The organism is Klebsiella sp. I138 (assembly GCF_051131765.1).
Classification (GTDB): domain Bacteria; phylum Pseudomonadota; class Gammaproteobacteria; order Enterobacterales; family Enterobacteriaceae; genus Klebsiella.
Map to the genome: position 1 here is coordinate 1,755,496 of NZ_CP180447.1, position 17,213 is coordinate 1,772,708.

The 17,213-nt window shown below is 54.4% G+C and carries 13 protein-coding genes; 4 read left to right on the forward strand and 9 right to left on the reverse strand.

Annotation, left to right across the window (positions count from 1 at the left end; genetic code table 11):
- Window positions 1–101: 101 nt before the first annotated feature.
- Window positions 102–869: a phosphatidylglycerophosphatase B gene (gene pgpB / locus ACMYSK_RS08200; RefSeq protein ID WP_434641716.1), complete on the reverse strand. Its 768-nt coding sequence runs from the start codon at window positions 867–869 to the stop codon at window positions 102–104.
- Between the two features lie 163 nt (window positions 870–1,032).
- On the opposite strand from pgpB, the gene ribA reads away from it, so the two are divergent.
- Window positions 1,033–1,623 carry a GTP cyclohydrolase II gene (gene ribA, locus ACMYSK_RS08205; protein WP_434641718.1) on the forward strand — a complete coding sequence of 197 codons (591 nt, stop codon included), beginning with the start codon at window positions 1,033–1,035 and terminating at the stop codon, window positions 1,621–1,623.
- A 43-nt stretch (window positions 1,624–1,666) separates the two neighbouring features.
- Here the strand turns inward: ribA and acnA are convergent, their stop codons facing one another.
- The 4 genes from acnA to topA form a co-directional block, all read right to left on the reverse strand.
- Window positions 1,667–4,339 carry an aconitate hydratase AcnA gene (acnA, locus tag ACMYSK_RS08210; RefSeq protein ID WP_434641720.1) on the reverse strand — a complete coding sequence of 891 codons (2,673 nt, stop codon included), beginning with the start codon at window positions 4,337–4,339 and terminating at the stop codon, window positions 1,667–1,669.
- A 389-nt stretch (window positions 4,340–4,728) separates the two neighbouring features.
- Complete coding sequence (locus tag ACMYSK_RS08215) at window positions 4,729–4,896, reverse strand: YmiA family putative membrane protein (protein ID WP_434641722.1); 168 nt, start codon at window positions 4,894–4,896, stop codon at window positions 4,729–4,731.
- 243 nt (window positions 4,897–5,139) lie between these two features.
- Window positions 5,140–6,114 (reverse strand): HTH-type transcriptional regulator CysB, encoded by a 975-nt coding sequence (gene cysB / locus ACMYSK_RS08220; protein WP_434641724.1) that lies wholly within the window; start codon window positions 6,112–6,114, stop codon window positions 5,140–5,142.
- A gap of 326 nt (window positions 6,115–6,440) precedes the next feature.
- The gene (topA, locus tag ACMYSK_RS08225; RefSeq protein WP_434641725.1) at window positions 6,441–9,038 is read right to left on the reverse strand and encodes a type I DNA topoisomerase; all 2,598 of its coding nucleotides are present in this window, start codon (window positions 9,036–9,038) and stop codon (window positions 6,441–6,443) included.
- A gap of 413 nt (window positions 9,039–9,451) precedes the next feature.
- Here topA and ACMYSK_RS08230 point away from each other — a divergent pair, with 413 nt between their 5' ends.
- Window positions 9,452–9,703, forward strand: coding sequence for a YciN family protein (locus ACMYSK_RS08230; RefSeq protein WP_434641727.1), 252 nt, complete (start codon window positions 9,452–9,454; stop codon window positions 9,701–9,703).
- Between the two features lie 75 nt (window positions 9,704–9,778).
- Here ACMYSK_RS08230 and sohB read toward each other — a convergent pair whose 3' ends face one another.
- Window positions 9,779–10,825 (reverse strand): protease SohB, encoded by a 1,047-nt coding sequence (gene sohB / locus ACMYSK_RS08235; protein ID WP_434641729.1) that lies wholly within the window; start codon window positions 10,823–10,825, stop codon window positions 9,779–9,781.
- Between the two features lie 254 nt (window positions 10,826–11,079).
- Here sohB and ACMYSK_RS08240 point away from each other — a divergent pair, with 254 nt between their 5' ends.
- Both ACMYSK_RS08240 and cobO read left to right on the forward strand, forming a co-directional pair.
- The gene (locus ACMYSK_RS08240; protein WP_434641731.1) at window positions 11,080–11,841 is read left to right on the forward strand and encodes a YciK family oxidoreductase; all 762 of its coding nucleotides are present in this window, start codon (window positions 11,080–11,082) and stop codon (window positions 11,839–11,841) included.
- Window positions 11,838–12,428, forward strand: coding sequence for a cob(I)yrinic acid a,c-diamide adenosyltransferase (cobO, locus tag ACMYSK_RS08245; RefSeq protein ID WP_434641733.1), 591 nt, complete (start codon window positions 11,838–11,840; stop codon window positions 12,426–12,428). The genes ACMYSK_RS08240 and cobO overlap by 4 nt, the downstream gene beginning before the upstream one ends.
- Here the strand turns inward: cobO and ACMYSK_RS08250 are convergent.
- The 3 genes from ACMYSK_RS08250 to ACMYSK_RS08260 are packed head-to-tail and all read right to left on the reverse strand — an operon-like array spanning window position 12,400 to window position 17,131.
- Entirely contained in the window at window positions 12,400–13,374 is a 975-nt protein-coding gene (locus ACMYSK_RS08250) for an AraC family transcriptional regulator (RefSeq protein ID WP_434641736.1), read from the reverse strand. The genes cobO and ACMYSK_RS08250 overlap by 29 nt on opposite strands.
- 24 nt (window positions 13,375–13,398) lie before the next feature.
- On the reverse strand, window positions 13,399–15,750 hold the full coding sequence (locus tag ACMYSK_RS08255) for a beta-glucosidase (RefSeq protein ID WP_434641738.1): 2,352 nt from the start codon (window positions 15,748–15,750) through the stop codon (window positions 13,399–13,401).
- Between the two features lie 16 nt (window positions 15,751–15,766).
- Window positions 15,767–17,131 (reverse strand): MFS transporter, encoded by a 1,365-nt coding sequence (locus ACMYSK_RS08260; RefSeq protein WP_434641740.1) that lies wholly within the window; start codon window positions 17,129–17,131, stop codon window positions 15,767–15,769.
- Window positions 17,132–17,213: the final 82 nt, after the last annotated feature.

The following is a 17,213-nucleotide window of genomic DNA, read 5'->3' on the forward strand; positions in this document are numbered from 1 at the left end:
CCCGCGTTCAGCCCTATAAAGTATCATTTTCGCTGCAGTGGTGAAATGGAAAAGCATGACACCCTGTCAGGATATGCGGCCGGCAGACGCGAAAATCAACGTTATCCCTGTTTTATCGTCCGTTTCTTAATATCCTGCGCTTCTTCTCCCGGCGGCGTAAGCGGACCACACAGTCGCTGGGTGAGCCAGGTTGCCAGCGTCACCAGCAGCCAGGAGATAAGCGTGGCGACCATCAAGTCTTGCGGCCAGTGCATGCCCAGCGCCAGGCGACTGCCCATTACGGCCGTCGCCCACGTCAACAGCGCAGCCATGGTCACCCAGCGCCGCCGCGGCCATAGCAGTCCGACGCCTAATAGCGCCCAGCTGGCAGCAAACATCGTGTGCCCGGACGGAAATGCAAAACCGGTCTCTTTCTGCCAGTGCTTACGCAGGAACCGAGGTATATCCTGCTCCTGCGCCAGCTGCTCATGCACCAGTTTAGCGCGTTCTTTGCGTTTTAACGCGTAGAATTCATCAACGGGCACCTGCTGCGTCTTTTCAAGCCAGACCACAAAAGGACGCGGTTCCTGCACCTGCTCTTTTATCCCGGATTTTATGCCCTGCCCCAGCAAAATCGCCGCGCCTAAAATGACAAACAGCATTACGGCCGCACGCAGGCGAAAACGCAGACACCACAGAAACCAGCCGCATAAAACCACATGGGTGATAATTCCCCACGGTTGAGTGACGCTTTCCGTCACCCAGTACATCAGCTTTAACCACACTTGCGAAAGGCCAGGCTGCCACTTCCAGCCGGATATCCACACCACGCCGGGCATAATCATAAGCAATGCCGCACCGAGGGCGGTTCGTCTGGCAATAGACAGCATTTCAACTCCTTATTTCTTCTCCCGACTATCATAACGGAAAGTGGTTCGTTTGTGCGCTTTACGCGCAGGCAGCCGTGCGTAATTAGGAGAACGTCGCGCCAGTGTGGCAAAATAGCGCTAAACAGAAAGCACATTCAGGTGCTGACAAAATCTGGAGAATCACATGCAGCTTAAACGTGTGGCAGAAGCCAAACTGCCAACCCCCTGGGGCGATTTCCTGATGGTGGGATTTGAAGAACTGGCAACCGGGCAGGATCATGTCGCGCTGGTCTTTGGCGACATTTCGGGTCAGTCGCCCGTCCTGGCTCGCGTACACTCTGAGTGCTTAACGGGCGATGCCCTTTTTAGCCTGCGTTGTGATTGCGGTTTCCAGCTCGAAGCGGCGCTGTCGCATATTGCCGAAGAGGGGCGTGGTATTCTGCTCTACCATCGGCAGGAAGGTCGTAATATTGGTCTGTTGAACAAGATCCGCGCCTACGCGTTACAGGATCAGGGCTATGACACCGTGGAAGCCAACCATCAGTTGGGCTTTGCCGCAGACGAACGCGACTTTACGCTGTGTGCGGATATGTTCAAACTGCTCCACGTTGACCAGGTGCGTCTGCTGACGAACAACCCGAAAAAAGTAGAAATTCTCACCGAAGCTGGCATTAATATCGTGGAACGCGTTCCGCTGATTGTCGGGCGCAATCCGAAAAATGCCCACTATCTGGATACCAAAGCCGCCAAAATGGGGCATCTGTTGAATAAATAAGACGACAGAATCATTCAGGGCCAGCGCTTGCTGGCCCTTTTTTTTACAGCATATTGCGGATCACATAATGCAGGATGCCGTCATTCTGATAGTACGTCAGCTCCGTGGCGGTATCGATGCGGCAGCGGCAGAGTAACACCTCTTGTTTGCCGTCCACGCGCGTCAGCGTCACCGGCACCGTCGCACCAGGCTGCAAAGCCTGAAGGTTACTGATATCTATCCGCTCTTCCCCACTCAGCCCCAGCGTTTTACGCGTGACGCCCTGCGGGAACTCCAGCGGCAGGATCCCCATACCGATAAGATTAGAACGATGGATTCGCTCAAACGATTCGGCGATAACCACCCGTACACCCAGCAGTCGAGGGCCTTTTGCAGCCCAGTCGCGGCTGGAGCCGGAGCCGTACTCTTTCCCGGCCACCACCGCCAGCGGAGTCCCCTCACCTTTATAACGCATCGCGGCGTCATAGATAGCCATGGGCTCGCTGCCCGGCAGGTGTCGGGTCATACCACCTTCAACGCCCGGCACCATTTCGTTGCGAATACGGATGTTGGCAAACGTCCCGCGCATCATCACTTCATGGTTACCACGGCGAGAGCCGTAGGAGTTAAAGTCAGCTCGCGCGACGCCGTGTTCCTGTAAATAGCGCCCGGCAGGGCTGTCCTGTTTGATGCTCCCGGCCGGCGAGATATGGTCCGTGGTGACCGAGTCGCCAAGCATCGCCAGAATACGCGCACCGTGAATATCTTCTACCGGCTCAGGTTCAGCCCCCATTTCATCAAAGAATGGCGACAGACGAATATAGGTAGAGTCCTCCTGCCAGTCGTAAGTATCGGAGCGGTCAACATGAATAGCTTTCCATTCAGGCGTCCCCTCGAACACCTCCGCGTACTCTTTGTGGAACATTTCAGTTGAGACCTGCTCAACGGCCCGGGCAATTTCAAGGCCGCTCGGCCAGATATCCTTCAGATAGACCGGCTGACCATTCTTGCCGGTACCCAACGCATCACGGGTCAGGTTGACGTTCATATTCCCGGCCAGGGCGTAGGCCACCACCAGCGGTGGCGATGCCAGCCAGTTGGTTTTCACCAGCGGATGAATACGACCTTCAAAGTTGCGGTTACCGGATAGCACGGCGCCGACGGTTAAGTCGCCTTTTTTGATGGCTTCTTCAATCGGCTCAGGCAACGGCCCGGAGTTACCAATACAGGTGGTACAGCCATATCCCACCAGGTTGAAGCCCAGCGCATCAAGATATGGCGTCAGCCCGGCGTGTGCCAGATAATCCGACACCACTTTCGACCCCGGCGCCAGAGAGGCTTTTACCCACGGCTGCGGCTGGAGGCCCAGCTCAACCGCTTTTTTAGCCAGCAGACCGGCGGCCATCAGTACGCTGGGGTTAGACGTGTTGGTACAAGAGGTGATCGCGGCAATGGCCACCGCGCCGTCGGGTAGCGAAAAACGATGTCCGTTCAGCGTATAGTCAACCGCCTGGCGCGGATTCTGCGTCAGATTGACCTCCAGCTCACTGCTGGCGGCAAAGGCTTTTGGGACATCGCCCAGCGCAACGCGATCCTGCGGCCGTTTGGGCCCGGCAAGGCTCGCTTCGACCGTGCTCATATCCAGCGCCAGCGTGCTGGTAAAGACCGGCTCATCGCCCGTCTGACGCCACATTCCCTGCGCTTTGGCATAGGCTTCCACCAGCGCTACTTGTTCATCGCTACGACCGCTCAGGCGCATATAGCTAAGCGTTACCGCATCAATCGGGAAGAAGCCGCAGGTCGCACCGTATTCAGGTGACATATTGGCGATGGTGGCACGGTCCGCCAGCGGGAGCGAATCCAGACCATCGCCGTAAAACTCAACAAACTTCCCGACGACGCCATGCTGGCGCAGCATCTGGGTGACGGTCAGCACCAGGTCGGTAGCGGTAATCCCCTCCCGAAGCTTGCCGCTTAGCTTGAAGCCCACCACATCCGGGATCAGCATCGATACCGGCTGACCCAGCATCGCGGCTTCCGCTTCAATGCCGCCAACGCCCCAGCCCAGCACGCCCAGCCCGTTGATCATGGTGGTATGCGAATCGGTGCCGACCAGCGTATCGGGCCAGGCAAACCATTCACCGTTAAGCTCTTCGCTCCAGACCGCTTTACCCAGATACTCCAGGTTAACCTGATGGCAAATCCCGGTCCCCGGCGGCACGACGCTGAAGCGGCTGAACGCCTGCTGTCCCCAGCGCAGGAACACGTAACGTTCGTGGTTGCGTTCCATTTCGAGACGGACGTTTTCCTCAAACGCTTCGTCGTTCCCGAAGCGGTCTACGGTGACCGAGTGGTCGATAACCAGGTCAACGGGTGACAGCGGGTTCACTTTCGCCGTGTCTCCCCCCAGGCGTTTTACCGCTTCACGCATTGCCGCGAGATCCACTACCGCGGGCACGCCGGTAAAATCCTGCATTAAAACGCGCGCCGGACGATAGGCAATTTCCCGGTCGGCGTGAGCATGATCGAGCCAGCCCGCCAGCGCATGAATATCTTCTGCGGTGACCGAGTCACCGTCCTGCCAACGCAACAGGTTTTCCAGCAGGACTTTGAGCGATTTGGGTAAACGGGTCAAATCGCCCAGTTCTTTAGCGGCCAGCGGTAAGCTGTAGTAATGGTAGGTTTTATCTTTGACCTGTAGCGTATCCTTACTGGCTGCTCGTAGGGTTGACGACATAGCTCCTCCTTTATCACAGGGATGGCATGCCCTGATGCTCCTCAGGGTCAATAGTAAAGATAACACATACCAGGCATAACACTTTGATAACAACCCAAATTGCTAAAATCGGTAAAATGTTTAAAGCAAAAAACCTGAATGATTATACGGAGTAATGTCGAACGAATTTGATAGAGGGAAATATGTAGCAGGATAACTGTACGAGTACATGAGTACGAAAGAACTAATCGCCAGTTGATTGACGATTAGTTCAAGGGAAGGGATGTTTGTTTAAACACACAATGTCGCGAAATATATCCTCCTTGTCGCCGCGGGTTATTAGATTAAATAATTTCTCACGATTTCGCCGTCATAAAAATGACACATACAGCCATCCAGGAAATGTACGCTCAGCTGATGATCCAAACGTTACAGATTACGAGCGCAATGATACTCCAGAACATCGCTAACCCAACGAGCACGGCACTCCAGGCGCGGCTCCTCAGCACAGGATCAATCTCCGTTTTGTCACTTTCCTGTGACATCGTCAACTTCATATAATCGATATCACTAATCATTTTATCACCACCAATCGCTAAAATTATCAGGTACAGTTAAAGCTTAATTATAGCTAATGAATTAATCCAGTGAATTCTCCCTCTGGATATTATCTTTAACTATTATTTTGACCGAAGCGGGTATATTTGCAATCGTGTTAATGGAAATAACGATTTTTGTGATTTAGACGAGGTTTACAAATTTAATTAGAGGCCATTATAGGAATTGGCATCCCCGGCGGAGATGCCTGATATTCAGCTTAATCACTTTTCAGGTAGTTTAATATCTTTGAACATTGCCTCAATATCTTCATTCGAACGCAAAGCCACCGCAGTATCCACCACATCTCGCGTCAAGTGCGGCGCAAAACGTTGAATAAAATCATACATATAGCTGCGCAAGAAGGTGCTGCGTCGGAAACCTATCTTCGTGGTACTGTGGCTGAAAATACCGTTTGCTTCAAGCTTAACCAGGTCAGGATCGGAGACGGGATCAACCGCCATGCTGGCAATCACCCCTACCCCAAGGCCAAGGCGGACGTAGGTTTTGATAACGTCAGCATCGGTCGCGGTAAAGACGATGCGCGGCGTAAGCCCGGCGCGGTTAAACGCGGTATCCAGCTCAGAACGACCGGTAAACCCAAAGGTGTAGGTTACCAGCGGATACTGAGCCAGCTCTTCAATAGTCACCGAGCCACGGGAGGCCAGCGGATGCTCAGGTGTAACCACAATGGAACGGTTCCAGTGGTAGCACGGTAACATAACCAGATCATCATAGAGATGTAGCGCTTCGGTCGCGATGGCGAAATCCGCGTTGCCTTTTGATACGGCTTCCGCAATTTGCGTCGGCGAGCCCTGGTGCATATGCAAAGAGACACGCGGGTAGCGCTCAATAAAGCCTTTAATCACTCCAGGTAACGCGTAGCGGGCCTGAGTATGGGTGGTTGCCACATACAGTGAGCCTTTGTCAGGCCAGGTATGCTCGCCGGCGACCGATTTGATCGCATCAACTTTCGACAGGACCTCTCGGGCGATGCGGATGATCTCCTGACCGGCCGGGGTCACCTGAGTTAAGTGTTTGCCGCTACGGGCGAAAATCTGAATACCGAGCTCATCTTCCAGCATGCGTACCTGCTTGCTGATACCGGGCTGTGAGGTATACAGGCCTTCGGCAGTAGAGGAGACATTCAGATTATGGTTAACAACCTCAACGATGTAGCGGAGCTGCTGTAGTTTCATGGCTGATATCCGTTAACGCGTAAAATGAATTCGCTCATACATTTTACGTTCAGGTCGCCTGTCGGCAAGCTGCACGCCCGCCGTCCCTGCGACTCGCCGCAACGGCGCCACAAAGCATCCTGACACGATGATGTATAAGACGATTTAATAATAAAAAAGGGATTAACTATAACCACTATATCATTTATATCTACAGTGTATAGACGCTAACGAAAAATAATAAGCCGGTTATAAGGCCGTCCGAAAACGAAAACAAACCGTGAATATGGCAGGAAAATCAAAGAGAAAAAGGGCCGCACTGCGGCCCTTCAGAGAGATGAATACGCTTATTTCTTCGCTTCAGTCCATTTGCCGTCAATATAGAAGGCTGACCAACCGGTCGCTTTGCCATCTTTTTCTGACGCCACGTACTGCTGCTTAGTTTTACGGCTAAAACGCACCAGCGTTTTGTTGCCGTCGGGATCCTGCTGCGGCGCATCGGCCAGATAACGCAGTTTCTCCGCCAGGCGATCACGGAAGCGGTACAGCTCTTCCACCAGTGGCGCACGCGTTTCACGCGATTTCGGGAAGGTGTTTGCCGCAAGGAAAACACCCGCCGCACCGTCACGCAGAACGAAATAGGCGTCCGACTTCTCGCACGGCAGCTCCGGTAACGGAACCGGATCTTCCTTCGGCGGAGCCACTTCGCCATTACGCAGAATCTTACGCGTATTCTTACATTCGTCGTTGGTGCAGGCCATGTACTTACCGAAACGCCCCATTTTCAGGTGCATTTCAGAACCACATTTTTCACACTCCACGACCGGGCCGTCGTAGCCCTTGATGCGGAATTCGCCCTCTTCAATCTCGTAGCCGTCGCAGGTCGGGTTATTACCACAGACGTGCAGCTTGCGCTTAGGATCGATCAGGTAGCTGTCCATCGCCGTGCCGCATTTCTGGCAACGACGCTTGGCGCGCAGCGCGTTGGTTTCGGCATCGTCGCCTTCCAGCACGTTGAGCACTTCGTTTTCCGGCACCAGGTTAATGGTAGTTTTGCAGCGTTCTTTCGGCGGCAGCGCATAGCCTGAACAGCCGAGGAATACCCCGGTACTGGCGGTACGAATACCCATTTTGCGGCCACAGGTCGGACAGTCGATGCTGGTCAACACCATCGGGTTCGGCTGCATGCCGCCCTCTTCCGGATCCTTCTCTGCCGTTTCCAGCTGAGTAGTGAAGTCACCAAAGAAGTGGTCCAGTACCTGACGCCACTCGGCCTGATGGTTAGCCACCTGGTCGAGACGATCTTCCATTTGGGCGGTAAAATCGTAGTTCATCAGATCGCGGAAGTTTTCTTCCAGACGATCGGTGACGATCTCACCCATTTTCTCGGCGTAGAAACGGCGGTTTTCTACCCGCACGTAGCCACGATCCTGAATAGTGGAAATGATCGACGCATAGGTCGACGGGCGACCGATACCGCGTTTTTCCAGCTCTTTAACCAACGAGGCTTCGCTAAAGCGCGCAGGCGGCTTGGTAAAGTGCTGGGCCGGGGTCAGTTCGACCAGGCTCAGGCTCTCGCCCTGGTTGACGACCGGTAACGTCCGATCTTCATCACCTTTGCGCAGCGCCGGCATGACCTTAGTCCAGCCGTCAAAACGCAGAGTACGGCCACGCGCTTTCAGTTTAAAGTCGCCGGCTTTGACGGTCAGCGTGGTGGAATCGTACTGCGCCGGCATCATCTGGCAGGCGACAAACTGGCGCCAGATCAGTTGATACAGCTTCAGCGCGTCCGCTTCCATGCCTTTAAGATCTTCAGCCATCACATTCACATCAGAAGGACGAATCGCTTCGTGCGCTTCCTGTGAGTTTTCTTTGCTGGCGTACTGATTGGGGTTCTCTGGCAGATATTTTTTGCCAAAGTTGTCGCCAATATAGCCGCGGACCATGCTCAGCGCATCCTGACTCAGGTTTGTTGAGTCGGTACGCATATAGGTGATGTAGCCTGCCTCATAGAGGCGCTGCGCCATCATCATGGTTTTCTTCACCCCAAAGCCCAGGCGGGTGCTGGCTGCCTGCTGCAAGGTTGAAGTAATAAACGGCGCACCAGGTTTGCTGCTGGTCGGTTTGTCTTCACGCTCAAGCACGCTGTAGCTGGCTTTCTCCAGCAGCGCAACGGCCGCCATGGTCTCATCGCGGTTAACCGGACGGAACGGCTTGTCGTTCTTGTGCGTCACCTGCAGCGGCAGTGCATCACCGCCCGGCGTTGTGGTAGCGGCGTCGATTTCCCAGAACTCTTCCGGGACGAAGGCTTTAATTTCGCGCTCGCGCTCTACCACCAGACGTACGGCAACCGACTGTACGCGGCCTGCGGACAGACCGCGGGCAATTTTTTTCCACAGCAGCGGAGAAACCATATAACCCACGACGCGGTCCATAAAACGACGCGCCTGTTGGGCATTAACACGATCGATATTCAACTCGCCCGGCTTCTCAAAAGCCTGACGGATCGCGTTTTTGGTGATTTCGTTGAACACCACACGGCTATAGCGTTTTTCATCTCCACCGATAACTTCCCGCAGGTGCCATGCAATGGCTTCCCCTTCGCGGTCAAGGTCGGTTGCGAGATAGATATGGTCGGCTTTTTCTGCCAACTGTTTGAGTTCTGAAACTACCTTTTCTTTACCCGGAAGTACTTCATACTGAGCATCCCAGTCATGCCATGGGTCAACACCCATACGGTTGACCAGAGCGCTACGTTCATCCTTTTTAGGCTTTTTAGCCCCTTTGGTGGAGGTAGAGTCGGCGCTCTTTTTGGAAGCTGAGCCACTGGTCGGCAAATCGCGGATATGACCCACGCTGGATTTCACCACGTAGTCATTACCCAGATACTTATTGATCGTTTTGGCTTTTGCCGGGGACTCAACGATAACGAGAGCTTTACCCATATTCACCTTTACCTAATTTGATTCATCCAGGAATACATCGCACATTTTGATTCACCATCCACTGGCGACGTACGTCAAATGTTGCGACGCCGTCGATGGATATCAACCCTTTGCACGTCCGGTTTCACATCCATAAAACCAGATAGCTGAGTTTACTGACTTTTGCTCGTCAGGTGACATAGCACGAAGAATTTTTGGCCGAATGTCAAGCAAATCTGTTGCCAGATCGCCGAAAGCGTCACACTGTACCTGATAAAATTCGTTACGCAACTTTATTAGCATGCAAAAGCAAATCCTGCCAGTAAAGTCATGTTTCTTAGACCCTTGCCATTATCCCTGCACTCTAAATGGAAAATTTGCCCCTTCTCGCCGCGCGGCGTAAACTACCGGGCGAAGAATCACAGGAGTCACTTATGCAAGATACAACCCAACCCATCGATCGCCAGTCGTTGCTTGAAATAGCCAACAAACTCATTCGTGAACATGAAGATACGCTTGCCGGGATCGAAGCCACCGGCGTCACTCAGCGTAACGGCGTTCTGGTATTCAGCGGCGAGTTTTATCTTGATGAGCAAGGCTTGCCAACGGCGAAGAGCACGGCGGTGTTCAATATGTTCAAATATCTCGCGCATACGCTGTCAGAGAAATACCACCTGGTTGATTAAGCCCTCTTATATTTAGCGGGCACAAAACGCCAACGCGAGGCAGTTGCCTCGCGTTGTTTTGGTCAAATCCGCAGATTACATCAGCGGCTTTTGCCCTCGCTGCCACCAGCGTAGCAGCAGGCGGTCAGCGCTTTCCGCTGCGCTACCGGTCACACGGTCGAGCATTTTTTTACGTTGCTGATAGCGAACGCTAACCACGTCGTGATTGTCGATCAGGCCCAAAAGCAGTTCGTCACTGGTTTCCACCACGTCCACCAGCCCTTTTTCCAGCGCCTGCACGCCATACCAGTGTTCACCGGTTGCGACGGTCTCAATATCCAGCGATGGTCGCATTTCATGGACAAAATCTTTGAACAACTGGTGGGTCTCATTCAGGTCTTCGCGGAACTTACGTCGGCCTTCGTCGGTATTCTCACCCAGCAGCGTCAGGGTACGTTTGTACTGACCGGCGGTATGCAGTTCAATATCGATATCTTTGTTCTTCAGGAACCGATGCAGATTAGGGATCTGCGCAACCACGCCGATGGACCCCAGGATAGCGAACGGGGCGGCGACAATTTTGTTCGCCACGCAGGCCATCATGTAACCGCCGCTGGCCGCGACCTTATCAACCGCCACGGTTAAGGGAATTTGCTTATCGCGCAGACGCTGCAACTGTGATGCGGCGAGACCGTAGCCGTGAACCACGCCGCCGGGGCTTTCCAAACGGAGAATCACCTGATCGCGCGGTTTTACTGCCGCGAGGACGGCGGTGATCTCTTCACGCAGGCTTGAGACTTCGTGGGCGTCCATGCTGCCTTTGAAATCCAGCACCCAGGCGCGCGGTTTACTGTTTGGCTCCGTAGAGCCCAACTTAGCTCGCGCTTTTGCTGCTTTCGCTTCCTGTTTGTGTTTCTTCTTTTGCGCTTTGTGCCACATCTTTTGCTGGGGACCATCAAGCAGCGCGACCGCCAGCTCTTCCCGCATCTCTTTATATTGCTCGCTAAGATTGGTCACCCGCAGTTCCCCACGCTGTTTTTTGCGCTGGGTCAGGTTAACGATAAGAGCGGTAATAACCGCAATAGCGACGACAATCGTCGCGATTTTGGCCAAAAACAGACCATATTGAGCAAGTAATTCCACGAATTCACCTTGTGTAAACCACTGACGTTGAAGCACAGTGTACATCAGCCCGCGTCACGAAGTCTCTGCGCTTTGTGTCCTCTACGCGGCCCCTTCCCGTTTTTTTCGGCGACGATGAAATCGTTGCAAGATGTTCATTCCGAAAAGACTTTCCCTTTCGCTGATTGCAATACCCGGCTGTTTCAGGCATAAAACGCAAAAGTAAGAGACCGAATACAACGCGCGATCGTCAGCAGATTGCCCAAGGAGTCGCCGTGCACTATCAACCGCAGCATCATTTGTTAAAAGATCGCATCATCCTGGTTACCGGCGCCAGCGACGGTATCGGCCGCGAAGCGGCATTGACCTATTCCCGCTACAGCGCCAGCGTTGTCCTGGTCGGGCGTAACGAAGAGAAACTGCGCAGCGTCGCGCAAGAAATAAGCCAGGCCGGCGGGATCCCGGCTCGTTGGTTCACGCTGGATCTGTTAACCTGCACGCCGCAGGAGTGCCAGCAGCTGGCACAGCAGATAAGCGTCCACTACCCGCGCCTTGATGGCGTACTGCACAATGCCGGCCTGCTGGGCGACGTCTGCCCGATGGATCAGCAAAAGCCGGAAGTCTGGCAGCAGGTGATGCAAGTTAACGTCAATGGCACCTTTATGCTGACCCAGGCGCTGCTTCCTTTATTACTCAAGTCTGAGTCAGGCTCGCTGGTCTTCACCTCTTCCAGCGTCGGCCGTCAGGGACGCGCCAACTGGGGGTCCTACGCGGCTTCGAAGTTTGCCACGGAAGGAATGATGCAGGTACTGGCCGAAGAGTATCAGAGCCGTCATCTGCGGGTTAACTGCATTAACCCAGGCGGGACGCGAACCAAAATGCGCGCCAACGCCTTCCCGACGGAAGATCCGCGAAAGCTCAAAACCCCCGCCGATATCATGCCGGTTTATCTGTGGCTGATGGGCGATGACAGCCGTCGTAAGACGGGAATGACCTTCGATGCCCAGCCAGGGCGTAAACCAGGAATTGCACAATGAGTGATGAACGCTACCGTGAACGCCAGCAGCGGGTAAAAGACAAGGTTGACGCCCGGGTGGCGGCAGCGCAGGAAGAACGCGGCATTGTTATTGTCTTCACCGGTAACGGGAAAGGGAAAACAACGGCCGGTTTTGGTACCGTGACCCGCGCCATCGGCCATGGCAAAAAAGCGGGCGTCATCCAGTTTATTAAAGGGACCTGGCCCAATGGCGAGCGTAACCTGCTGGAGCCGCACGGCGTAGAGTTTCAGGTTATGGCCACCGGGTTTACCTGGAATACCCAGGATCGAGAAAGCGATACGGCGGCCTGTCTTGCGGTCTGGGAGCACGCGCAGCGGATGCTGGCCGATGAGACCCTGGATATGGTGCTGCTGGATGAGCTGACTTACATGGTGGCTTATGACTATTTGCCGCTCGAAGAGGTCCTTTCCGCGCTGCGCAATCGCCCGGTACAGCAAACGGTGATCATTACCGGGCGCGGCTGCCATCGTGAGCTCATTGAGCTGGCCGATACCGTCAGCGAACTGCGGCCGGTGAAGCACGCATTCGATGCCGGTATCAAAGCTCAGATGGGGATTGATTACTAAGCGCCAGACGCTCCAGTAGCGCGTGATTCAACGGCAAACAGAGGCAATCCTCTCCCAACGCCAGCGCGCTTTCGCTCGTATTTTGCCGTGAGACGAAGCGCTTACGGTACTCCGTGGGCGTCAGGCCACAGTATTTATTGAAGGCGGCAATCAGGTACTTGTGCTCCTGAAAGCCGCAGCTGTGGCTGATTTCAGTGATTGGCGTGCGGGTATCGCGCAGCAGCGCCCTGGCCTTATTCAGCCGCACCAGGGTGAGATACTCTTTGAAATTATGCCGGCTGACCTTCTTAAACAGCCGCGAAAACCACGAATAGCTCATGCCGCTCTGATTCGCCACCTCGGTCAGCGTCAGCGGCTGATCGAAGTGCTGATTAATGTAATCGATCCCCTTTTTAATCATCGCCTCTTCACGCAGTGAACTCTCCACCTGCGTGGTCGGTTCACCAGCCAGTACCAGCGCATCCAGCAGCAGGTAGGTCATCGCGATTCGCTGAAACGGCGCCTGATTCTCAATCAGTTGCGCGAGGAGATCGCCAAGCCGCCGCTGCACCTGCTGGTCTACCGTCGATTTACGGCGGCCCTGAGCACACCAGCGCAAAACCGGCGCCGGATGCAGCGCATCAAACAGGCCGGGAGAAAACTGGACGGTCACCAGCGAGCTGCCCGCCGCCTGTGCGCACAGCGAATGTACCGCGTCGGCATTGATGTACAGCATGTCTCCCTCAACCAGCTCCACGCTCTGCTGGCCAACGACGACCGAAAACCGCCCGTACAGAACGGTGATTAACTCTGGCGCCGGGTGCCAGTGAGGTTCGCAATAGCGCACCTCGGCGGCAAAGACATTCAGCTTTTCGGCATCGAAAGCAATCAGCTCATAGCCGCTGCTGGCCGTATGCCGCCCGGTTTCTGTCGCCGGGCGTGGGTGGGTAACGGAAAATGGAAACACGCATCATCTCCTGTGACGGGAGGATTAATCAGTCCCCGCAAGTACGGTATTGAGCTCATCGCGGTCGATATCAAGCGCTAAAAACTCCGTCAGCGCAATCAGTAGCCCACAGAACAGATCCGGTGCCAGCTGGATCAGCCGTTCGCGGATTTGCGCCGGCTGTCGCTGGCTCTTACGAGCAATCAGGGCCACAACCCGGTCGAGCGCTTCCGGCTGCTGAATCAGCTGCTGCAGCGAGTTATCGTCGCGAAGCGGAACAAAGCGCGGCGGACAATCTACCTCGACCTCAGCATACAGCGCCAGATCGCGGGAGGAACTCCCTACCCGAATCTGCCAGCATCCCGGCGTAATAACCCAGTCCGCCAGCCCTGGATGATAACAGGCCAGGTCGGCAACGGGCAGTTGCAGGCTCACGCGACGGCTCTCTCCGGCGGCCAGTGACACTTTACAGAACCCTTTGAGCGCCTGCTCTTCACGAATCAACTCTCCGGCCGGGGCACTGACGTACAGCTGAACGATCTCTTTACCTGCGCAATCCCCGCAGTTGGTCAGTTCGAAAGAGACGGTAAGTGTCTCATCGGCCCCGACGCGCGGCGCGGAAAGCCGAATGTCTCGATAGGTAAAGCGGGTATAGCTCAGGCCAAAACCAAACGGAAACTGCGGCGTCAGGCGGCGTTTATCATAATAGCGGTAGCCGACAAACAGCCCTTCTCCGTAGTGGTGCCGCAGGTTTTCACCGGGATAATGGAGCCAGGCAGGCGTTTCTTCGAGGGTGTTAGGGACCGTCACCGTCAGTTTAGCGCAGGGATTACGTTTACCGAACAAGATCTCGGCCACGGCGCGCCCCATGCCCTGTCCGGCGAAGAACGTTTCCAGCAGCGCCTTGCAGTCGGAAAGCCAGGGCATCACCACCGCATCGCTGTTTGCCAGCACCACCACCACATTAGGCTGAACGGCTGCCACTTCCCGAATCAACTGCTCATGTACCGCCAGAATATTCAGATCGTGACGATCGCCGTTTTCACCGTCTTCACCAACGGCGGTACTGACAAAGATAATCGCCACGTCCGCCGCCTGCGCCACGCTCCGGGCTTCAGCCAACGCCTGCGGATCGCTGCGCAGATCGTCCGGGGCGCCAACGGCCCAGGAGACACTGAAATCATCCCCGGCAAGGTCAAAAATTTCATCGAGCGGGCGATCCAGCAGCCAGGGAACCGTGGTCGCGCAGCCCGAACCTTGAATCACCGGTTCCTGCGCCGGTTTACCTACAACCGCAATCCGCCGGGTGCGTTCCGCCCGCAGCGGCAACAGGTTATCCTCATTTTTCAGCAGCACAATGGATTCTGCAGCCAACTGCTGTGCCAGGGCGTGGTGCGCCGGGAAATCAGCCTGCGTCTGCGGGCGACGGTGACGCTGAACTTTATCCAGCAGCGTCAGCATCCGCAGGCAGGCGCGATCGACAACCGCCATGGGCACCTCGCCGGCATCTATTGCCGCCAGCAGCGTCTGTTTATCGCGCCGGGTTTCCGGCATGGCCAAATCGTTGCCGGCCATCAGCGATGCCGGGCGGTCTTTAATACCGTACCAGTCAGACATCACCAGCCCGTCGTAGCCCCACTCATCGCGCAGTACCTGGGTCAGTAAAAAAGGATCCTGCGATGTCTGAACGCCATTAAGCCGGTTATAGGAGGACATTACCGTCCACGGCTGGGATTTAGCGATCGCCCGCTGGAAACCGGCAAGATAGATTTCGCGCAGCGCCCGTTCGTCGATGATGGAATCCATCTCCGTGCGTCGATACTCGGAATTATTCGCCGCAAAGTGTTTCAGACTGGCGCCAACGCCTTCCTGCTGCAGGCCGTTGATTAAGGCGGCGGCAATATCTCCGCTAACAACCGGATCCTCGGCATAGTATTCATAGCCGCGTCCGGCCAGCGGGGTACGGCGAATATTGATCCCCGGCCCCAGCAGAATACCCACCCCCATCTGCTGGCATTCACGACCCAACGCCTGCCCCATTCGATACACCAGCTCGACGTCCCAGCTACAGGCCAGGCTGGAGCCATTGGGAAAGCAGGTCGCCGGGAGTGAAGCACTGAACAGCGCTTCGCTGCCGCCTTTCGCCGCAGGCTCTTCCGCACTGGCCCGATCGGCGGTTTGGGTGATCACCGAGATAAAATCGTCCATGCTCCACTTTTCGTCACCATTAATTTGCGCGCTGCTGTAGCGCACGCCGTAGGTGCCATCGGTCATCACGATATCTTCGATGCCGTGCTGAGGCAGAGAGGCCGTTCGCCACAGTCCACTCCCGGTCAACAGCGCAACTTTCTCTTCTGCGGTCATCGCCGCGATAAGGGTATTCAATTTGGTATTCATCTCTGGCTCCCTGAGGTTAAAGCGCATTCTGTTTACGCAGGCTAATTTTTTGGACAATATCGCGATACGTTTTTTCATCCAGCGAATAACAGGCGACAAATATCGCGCTGATAGCAAACATTGCCCCGGGGAATAACGTCATCAATACATTAATTCCGTTAATTGCGCTGGCGCTAATATTGCCGGCATCATATTGATAGTAATCCAGCATCCAGCCCGCGCAGCCGCCGCCAATCGCCATCGCAATTTTAGTAATAAAGTTGAAGAAACCATAAATTGCCCCTTCCGTGCGCACGCCGTGATGCCATTCGGCATACTCCACTGTATCTGCAATCATTGACCACATGGCAACAAACCCCATCCCCAGAGTAATACTATAGAGACACACGCCGGTCATAATGAGCCATAGATTATTCCCCGCAACAAAGTACTGCATCAGCACCCCCAGGATACCAATCAACAGTGCCACCAGCGCCATTCTCTTTTTGCCCATCAGGGCGATCGCCTTTTCTGATATAACGGTCCCGACAATATAAGCGGCGGACTGAATCAGGAAAAATGTGGCGGTAAAACCTTCGCTACCGATAATGTATTTAATAAAATAAATCGCAATCGCCATCCACACGGTATAGGCAATATAAAAGAATACCGTAAACAGCGACAAATTAAGCAACGGCGTATTTCCCATCACCGCCCGCAGCATTTCCCGCAGCGACGGTGCCGGAGCCTCTTCCTCGTGCTCGCCTACCCGTTCCCTGGTCATGCCGAAGCAGGCAAGGAACAGAAACGTTGCCAGTAGCGCAAAGCAGGAGACGGCGAAGACGTACCCTGATTGCTTATCCGTAAACGGTGAGATCAGCATGTCGGCAGTGGTTGAAACGATCAGATAACCGACAATCGCCAGCACGAACCGATATACTGACAGCGAGGAGCGGGAGGCTTCATGTTGCGTCAGGCGATTGGTCAGCGCCGAATAAGGTGTATTGACCGCAGTATATGCCAGGCAATAGATCGTATAAGAGATCAGCGCGAAATAAAATTTCGCTTCGCCGCCAAATGGCACAAAACACAGCACGGTTAAAAACCCTAAAGGTATCGATCCATATAATAACCAGGGACGCAACTTCCCATATCGGCTGTGGGTTTTATCGATGGCAAAACCGATAAGAATATTAAAAATAGCATCAATCACACGGGCAATGACAAATATCAGGCTGGCCTGCACCGCGCTGATCCCGTAAATATTAGTATAAAAAAACAATAAGAATAAAGAAACAAAGCCGAAAGATAAATTAGAAGCAAAGTCACCAAAACCGTAACCTATTTTCTCTTTCACGCCGATAACCACATAGCTTGCCGATAATTTTCCTGCTGTATCCATTTTTGGCTACCTGTTTTTGTAATCAGTGTCGACAGTATATGGCGATAGCGGAAGCGGCACTTTGCGTTATTTGTCCGGGCGT

What these genes read in the sequence shown, in the direction of transcription:
- pgpB (WP_434641716.1), bottom strand. Translation starts at nt 869, where the DNA reads ATGCTGTCTATTGCCAGACGAACCGCCCTCGGTGCGGCATTGCTTATG.
- ribA (WP_434641718.1), top strand. Translation starts at nt 1,033, where the DNA reads ATGCAGCTTAAACGTGTGGCAGAAGCCAAACTGCCAACCCCCTGGGGC.
- acnA (WP_434641720.1), bottom strand. Translation starts at nt 4,339, where the DNA reads ATGTCGTCAACCCTACGAGCAGCCAGTAAGGATACGCTACAGGTCAAA.
- ACMYSK_RS08215 (WP_434641722.1), bottom strand. Translation starts at nt 4,896, where the DNA reads ATGATTAGTGATATCGATTATATGAAGTTGACGATGTCACAGGAAAGT.
- cysB (WP_434641724.1), bottom strand. Translation starts at nt 6,114, where the DNA reads ATGAAACTACAGCAGCTCCGCTACATCGTTGAGGTTGTTAACCATAAT.
- topA (WP_434641725.1), bottom strand. Translation starts at nt 9,038, where the DNA reads ATGGGTAAAGCTCTCGTTATCGTTGAGTCCCCGGCAAAAGCCAAAACG.
- ACMYSK_RS08230 (WP_434641727.1), top strand. Translation starts at nt 9,452, where the DNA reads ATGCAAGATACAACCCAACCCATCGATCGCCAGTCGTTGCTTGAAATA.
- cobO (WP_434641733.1), top strand. Translation starts at nt 11,838, where the DNA reads ATGAGTGATGAACGCTACCGTGAACGCCAGCAGCGGGTAAAAGACAAG.
- ACMYSK_RS08255 (WP_434641738.1), bottom strand. Translation starts at nt 15,750, where the DNA reads ATGAATACCAAATTGAATACCCTTATCGCGGCGATGACCGCAGAAGAG.
- ACMYSK_RS08260 (WP_434641740.1), bottom strand. Translation starts at nt 17,131, where the DNA reads ATGGATACAGCAGGAAAATTATCGGCAAGCTATGTGGTTATCGGCGTG.